The sequence below is a fragment of the Streptomyces xingningensis genome (genome assembly GCF_054957865.1).
On the sequence record NZ_JBDJPF010000119.1, the window covers coordinates 1 to 6082 of the forward strand.

Genomic DNA, 6082 nt, shown 5'->3' on the forward strand with positions numbered 1-6082 from the left:
CGAGGCGGTGCTCGCGCACATCGACTACGTAGGTGCCTGCTCTGTATGTCATTGCTCGGCGCCTCCTCGAGGCAGCGCGCGTCAACACGCGTGGACGTACGGAGCGGGGTCGGGTACACGAAGGCCGTGCGGTAGTTCGGTGGCTTTTGCCCAGGGCGGGGGCTAGTAACGTGACCAAGGAAGTCTCCTGATAGAAGGTTGAGTTGAGTCGCTCACGAGGCGCCTTGCGCGGTGTCGGTGCCGCCGGGCAGGGCGGTGCGCTTCCGCGTTCGCAGAGGGTTGAGCGAGTGGCTTGGATCACACCGTAGCGCGATACGCATGAGCTATGTGCCGCGATGGGCTCATAGCTCACTTCAGCACCCGCACGGGCGACGGACCCGCAGTGTGTACGAATGAGGAGAGAACGGATTGCCTCTCAGAACCCACACCACAGCCCGACAGGCCCGACTTGGCTCGGAACTGCGGAAGCTCCGCGAGGGAGCGGGACTGTCATCGACCGAAGCAGGCAACCTCCTCGGCACGGGTCAGACCCAGATCAGCAATATCGAAGCCGGCCGCGTCGGTGTCAGCGCAGACCGGGTGCGCGCCATGGCGCGCAACTACAACTGCCAGGACGAGGAACTCATCCATGCTCTGACCGAGATGGCTGCGGAGCGCAGACGAGGTTGGTGGGAGGAGTACCGGGAAGACCTGCCAACAGGGTTGATCGACCTGGCGGAGGCCGAGCACTATGCCACTGCCCTACGAGTTGGCCAAGTCATCACTGTCCCAGGACTGTTGCAGACACATGAACATGCTCGTGCGATCTTCCGCGAGTTCCTCCCAAAGCTCCTGCCGCATGCACTGGAGCAGCGGGTTTCACACCGCATCCGGCGACAGGAGGTCCTCTTCCGTAAAAACCCTCCGCCCTACACGGCGATCATCCACGAGGCCGCGCTGAAGATGCAGTTCGGTGGCGCACAAACAGCCAAGGCCCAACTCGGCCATCTCGTCACGATGAGCGAGCGAGACAACATCACCATTGTGGTGATCCCGTTCGACGTAGCGGCCTTTCCAATCGCCGGCCACGGGGTCGACTACCTGCACGGCCGGGTGTCTCAACTGGACACCGTGCTCCTTGACAACGCTCATGGTGGAGAGCTGATCGATGGGACGACACAACTGGAGAGGTACCGCCTGACGCTGGATCGCATGGAAGAGGTTGCCCTCAGCCCTGATGAATCACGTGAGCTCATTCACCGCATCTCGAGACCCTGAGAAAGGTGCCGGTTTGACCATGCTGTGCTGGCAGAAGTCCTCGTTCAGCGAGGCCGCGTCATCTTGCATCTACCTTGGAGCGGACTCCGAAGGGGCGGTTCATTTCCGCGAGAGCGACACACCAGAGATCATTCTCTCCATCTCTCAAGGAAGGTTAAGTTCCCTTATATCCGGCATAAAAGCCGGAATGCTCGACGGCTGAGCACAGGCCAATCAAGCGCTGCCGGAGTTGTGAGAAATACTGGCGCCGACACCAAGCATCCGACACAACGGCATCCCGTAGCTTCATCAACAGGGCGTTCAAGGAGGAGCGATGAACGAGGACACGACCCGCAGCAGAGTCGTATTCAAGAAGAGCAGCTACAGCTCCGGCGGTCAGAACTGCGTAGAGATCTCCCTCCCGGCCAGCGCCGGCGGGGGCAACTTCATCACCGGCATACGCCGTGGCCAGATACGGTGAGCACGACCCTCACCGTCTCAACAAGCCCCGGTCGTCTTCCGGAGCTTCAGCAACCCCTGGACCTTGGAGGCAGAACGGACAGCGTCAGCCAGTACGCGGAGGCATTCGACCAGCTGCGGGCGCTCGCATTGAGCCCGCAGAAGTCAACCTTGCTGATTGATCGAGTCCTTGAGGAGCACTCACGATGAGCGATACGGCCAATGGCATACGTTCACAAGCGGGCTGGATCAAAAGCACCTACAGCAACGGGGTGGGGGGCGAGTGCGTCGAGGCTGCCACCCTCGCCGACGGAACCGCAGTACGCGACTCCAAGAACCCCAGCGGCCCGGTCCTCGCCTTCCCAGGCGCCGTCTGGGCCACCTTCATCACAGGCATACGGCGTGGCAATACGCTCTGAGCTCGCTTCCTCGTCATTTCAGCGCATCTTCAGCTGCCTTTACCGAGCCCCAACAGTCCCCGCATACGGGGATCCGAATTATGGGCCAGATCGGACCACTTGATCAGCAGCGCGCCCGGCATGGCAAGGACCCGGGCCGCATAGCCCTCCGGGGACTCACCGGGAGCGACTACAGCTCCGGCGGTCAGAACTCACAGCCGCGCAGCTGCAAGAGCTCCGGAGCCAGCAGTGTCGCTCGCGCTGCGCTGTGGTCGTATTCGATCAGCCCATCCCGCCGGAACGCGCCGAGCGCGCGATTGACGGTGACCCGGGTGAGCCCCAGCAGCTCCGCAAGTTGCTGCTGTGACACGGGCAGTTGTACGACGCCTTCCGTATCGGCTGCCCGCAGCATCCAGGCGGCGAGCCGCGCCTGTGCGGGCAACAGGGCGTCCACAACGCGCTCCTGCTGGCGCCGTGTCTCGGCGGCCAGGGTCCGCAGTACATGGCCGCGCACGGTGGCGACGTCTTCGACTAGGGCCAGGAAGGCGAGGCGTGGGAGCATGCGGACACAGACTTCCGTCTCCGCCGTGAACGTCGCTGTATGTCCACGGCCGTCGATCACCGCCGTCTTGTCCAGAGCACAGGGACGCGCCCAGATCCCATGGCGGACGACCAAACCACCGGCTGTGACCGAGGTCGCCGCCACCCGCCCACTCAGCAGCAGCACCAGCTCTTGTGCAGGCTCGCCTTCCCGGCGAAGGGCGTCGCCGCCGCCGTAATGTTCGGCCTTCGAGGCCGCCCAAGCCTCAGCCAACCGCGCCTGCGGCAGGCCGGCCAGCAGCGGGATCTCCGCAAAAGACGGCCAAGGAGGTGTATCTCCCGATACAGACGTGCACATGCACTCAACACTAGCGTTCCGAACATGTGGACCATCGAACTGCGCTTCAGCACCGACAACGCCGAACACACCACCGCCCGGCTCGCTGCCCGCCCCGCTCACCGCGCCTCCCTCACCGACCTCCATGCGACTGGCCGACTGCACGCGGCCGGGCCCTTTGCGGACGACTCGGGGGCGCTGCTGCTCTTCGACACCCCGGACCGTGCCGCTCTCGACCACCTGCTGGATGCCGACCCTTATTTCCGCCTGCCAGGAATCGAGCTTGTCAGTATCCGGGAATGGTCCCCTGTGGTGGGCCCTGGCCACTGAGACGCCATTCACAGCAGCATTCGGTCCGAGACTTATCCGGCATATCAAGTCCCGGCTGCCACCATGCTCATTGGCTCATGCGGGAAAGGGAACTTCTTCTGTGCGGTCAGCCATGTATTCAGCGAGGCCGATTCTCCTTGCCTTCAGTCATCTCTCGAGGAGCTCTTGCGCTCGGGCTCAATTACCAAAAGGATCCGCTAAAGGAACGAGAGCTCATCAATTGGCGGGCTAACACCACAAGAAACGCATCAGAGCATGTCCGTGAGGTCGGGACCAAGGTCGTCCAGTACGTCGGGCACCGCGATTCCATAGCCATCGGCGCACCCGAAGTACGTGCCCTCGCCGGGCTCCGCAGCCACTCCCAGCAGTGAATCGAGCGCCTGGAGTGCAGTGGCGAGGCGAGGCGCGTTGCGCTCCCGAACTTCCGGGTGCGGGTGACCGTGAAAGTCGAACTCGCCCCAGATGTCGTGGAAGACTGCTACCTCTGCCGAGAGGTCGTTGGAATCGGGAGAAACAGTCAACTCGACCAGACGGTATTCCTGATGAGGATTCCCTTCCGTGTCGAGCCAGGTCCCGGATCCCGAAACCAGGATGCCGGACAGCTTCGCATTGGGAAACCCTTTGGGCTGGCACTGAAGTACACGATGCGCGAGGTCCACGTCGCCGATTTCCCCTCCTGCAAGGGATAGGCGCGTGCAGATTACGTCAGATACCCGGATTCCGGAACCCTCAGCGGCCCAACGTATGTTGCCTCGCCAGCCTTACAGCTGTTCTCAGTACCAAATCGAAGGCCTTCAGACGAGCCAGTCGAGATCATCGTGCACTGATTCGCACTTGACGGTGAACGAGATCGGGATACCCAGGTCGCAGAGGCGGGAGATCGCATGAGGCCCGAGCCGCAGTGCAGCTCCGGTCTCTACAGTGCCAGTAATGTCGATCTGCACAGAATGTCCTTCGGCGTGAAGCTCGCCAAGGATCGAGCTGCGGCTTACAAGTTGAGGGATGAGTAGCTCCACTTGTTCATCGGCACTGATGGAGTGCGCCTCATCGCAGGTGTATACCCAACACCCAGCCCCCTCTCTGAAGGCGGGCTCTTCCCCAGGAGCACGCAACATGGAAGGAGTCAGGAGAAGTCTCGTGCTGATGTCTTGCGGCGACAAGTCCAGCTTGGTGATAACTAGCGACACAGTCACGGCTCCCCAGCTCACCATTGCTCACCTTTGATTGACGTGAAGTGTGAGAACTCAACGCTCATTGATGTTCGCTACCACGGTGAGCGTGATCCCCAGCTTCGACATGCGAAGAACCGTAGCCGGCGAAAGCTGGAACGTCGATCCATTGCTGGCGAACCCATAAACCCGAAGGACCGTCTCATACCCGGATGATCGCAAGTCCTGAAGCTCCCGCGATCTTGGCTCAATTGCTGATAGAAGGAAGTCGAGCTGCTCGTCGAGATCTCGAGAGGTGCGCTCGTCGCACTGGAGTTGCCACACTCCATCCGCATCGGCATCAGGCATCCACCGGTTGGGCCCTGGCCTACGCGTACTCGTCGGTTGGATCCTCAGGAATGAGGTAATGAAATCAGGATCCAGATCTTGCTTCTTCACAACAAGAGCAACATCTGTGAGAGTCCACGGAGCTTCACTATGTGTGTAGAGGTTCACACTCATCTCGATCCCTCCCTTACAGCGGATAGTCAAGCTGGTTACCCAGCCTAGTACTTGTACTCGCGGCATGCCGCCCAGTGAACATGTCCCATATCCGGCTTCAGGAGTTCACCCAAGGTGGCGCGCTGTGCTACTGTAGTCGATCCTTCCATTACGCTGAACCTTCCTCCCCCTGACCCTGCGGGCGGCGCGAGAATGTAGTCAGGGATGACATCACCGGAATGGAAGGTTTCGACAAAGCCGCTGCGTGGATAGACACCAGCTTCCACTGCCAAGCCATTCAGGCCAGGTATTCGGTCGCCGTGTGGCACGTAGAAAGAGATCGTTGTTCCAGGAGGCACTATGACCTCACCTGAACCTGCTTCATAGTAACCGTGGCCAGCGAAGACCTTTTCTCCATCGACACGGCCTCCAGAGAACACATTGTCTGCATAGTAATGGCCATCCGTATCGGCATAGCGCTTCGAAGACCGCTCAAAACCCCGCTCCATGAGAATCTTCTTGATCTCATCGTGCGTGGGAAGAGGGTCACCCGAACCACGTGGCCGCTCATGGGGAAACAGCTCATCAACATTGACCGGCTCCGCATGCAGGATCTCGGAACCATGGTTGTCACCATAGGTCAACCGCTCACCGTTGGCATGACCTTGGCCTTCGGAGGCGTGTGCATGATCGTGTGATGTGGGCGTGGCTGCATGGTGGTGCCCCGTAGAACTGTCCGTGCTGTGGGCAGTGGTGTCTGCACCTCGACCTGACGAGTGCGGCGCAGTGCCTCCCGCCCCTTCGCCTGCCGCTGCACGGTCAGCTCCGCTGGAGCCTCGGGGCCTGCCTGCCTGAACTGCCGTATTCGCAGAGGATTTCCCCTCTCCGACCACCACCCGCTCACGCGGAGTCCGCGTCTCCCCGACCCCCGGTCCGTGTTTCCCCGGCACCCCCGAGGCGTACTGGTCCCCCGAGTGCGCCCCGTAAGTCCGTACCCCCGGCCCCGGCTTCCCCCAGCGGTCGACCAGTTGGCCGTCCGGCCGCAAGTACCGATACCGCGGGTTCTCCCCGACCAACTCCCTCGGCAGCTCGACCGTCCCGTCGGGCAGCCGGTGCGCGCCCGGCAGCCCGTC

At 61.6% G+C, this 6082-nt stretch carries 10 protein-coding genes and 1 pseudogene; 5 read left to right on the plus strand and 6 right to left on the minus strand.

What is annotated here, in order from left to right; all coding sequences use genetic code 11:
• Positions 1-408: 408 nt before the first annotated feature.
• The 4 genes from ABCR83_RS31865 (at position 409) to ABCR83_RS31880 (ending at position 2114) form a co-directional block, all read left to right on the plus strand.
• Positions 409-1257, plus strand: a complete 849-nt coding sequence (locus ABCR83_RS31865) for a helix-turn-helix domain-containing protein (RefSeq protein WP_462698748.1) — start codon at positions 409-411, stop codon at positions 1255-1257.
• 19 nt (positions 1258-1276) lie between these two features.
• Entirely contained in the window at positions 1277-1459 is a 183-nt protein-coding gene (locus ABCR83_RS31870) for a DUF397 domain-containing protein (protein WP_462698757.1), read from the plus strand.
• A gap of 111 nt (positions 1460-1570) precedes the next feature.
• Entirely contained in the window at positions 1571-1717 is a 147-nt protein-coding gene (locus tag ABCR83_RS31875) for a DUF397 domain-containing protein (protein WP_462698749.1), read from the plus strand.
• Between the two features lie 184 nt (positions 1718-1901).
• Positions 1902-2114: a DUF397 domain-containing protein gene (locus ABCR83_RS31880; protein WP_462698750.1), complete on the plus strand. Its 213-nt coding sequence runs from the start codon at positions 1902-1904 to the stop codon at positions 2112-2114.
• 29 nt (positions 2115-2143) lie between these two features.
• On the opposite strand, the pseudogene ABCR83_RS31885 reads toward ABCR83_RS31880, so the two are convergent.
• Together ABCR83_RS31885 and ABCR83_RS31890 are read right to left on the minus strand one after the other, a co-directional pair.
• Positions 2144-2278: pseudogene (locus ABCR83_RS31885) on the minus strand (HD domain-containing protein); the annotation flags it as partial.
• Positions 2279-2298: 20 nt separating this feature from the next.
• Positions 2299-2991 carry a Crp/Fnr family transcriptional regulator gene (locus ABCR83_RS31890; RefSeq protein WP_462698751.1) on the minus strand — a complete coding sequence of 231 codons (693 nt, stop codon included), beginning with the start codon at positions 2989-2991 and terminating at the stop codon, positions 2299-2301.
• A 24-nt stretch (positions 2992-3015) separates the two neighbouring features.
• Between ABCR83_RS31890 and ABCR83_RS31895 the strand changes: the two genes are divergently transcribed.
• On the plus strand, positions 3016-3300 hold the full coding sequence (locus tag ABCR83_RS31895; protein WP_462698752.1) for a YciI family protein: 285 nt from the start codon (positions 3016-3018) through the stop codon (positions 3298-3300).
• A gap of 248 nt (positions 3301-3548) precedes the next feature.
• On the opposite strand, the gene ABCR83_RS31900 is transcribed toward ABCR83_RS31895, so the two are convergent.
• The 4 genes from ABCR83_RS31900 to ABCR83_RS31915 form a co-directional block, all read right to left on the minus strand.
• A complete protein-coding gene (locus tag ABCR83_RS31900) occupies positions 3549-3959 on the minus strand; it encodes a hypothetical protein (protein WP_462698753.1) in 411 nt (136 codons plus the stop codon).
• Positions 3960-4094: 135 nt separating this feature from the next.
• The gene (locus tag ABCR83_RS31905) at positions 4095-4511 is read right to left on the minus strand and encodes a DUF4279 domain-containing protein (RefSeq protein ID WP_462698754.1); all 417 of its coding nucleotides are present in this window, start codon (positions 4509-4511) and stop codon (positions 4095-4097) included.
• Between the two features lie 33 nt (positions 4512-4544).
• Complete coding sequence (locus tag ABCR83_RS31910; protein ID WP_462698755.1) at positions 4545-4970, minus strand: DUF4279 domain-containing protein; 426 nt, start codon at positions 4968-4970, stop codon at positions 4545-4547.
• A 44-nt stretch (positions 4971-5014) separates the two neighbouring features.
• Entirely contained in the window at positions 5015-5593 is a 579-nt protein-coding gene (locus ABCR83_RS31915; protein WP_462698756.1) for a putative adhesin, read from the minus strand.
• Positions 5594-6082: the final 489 nt, after the last annotated feature.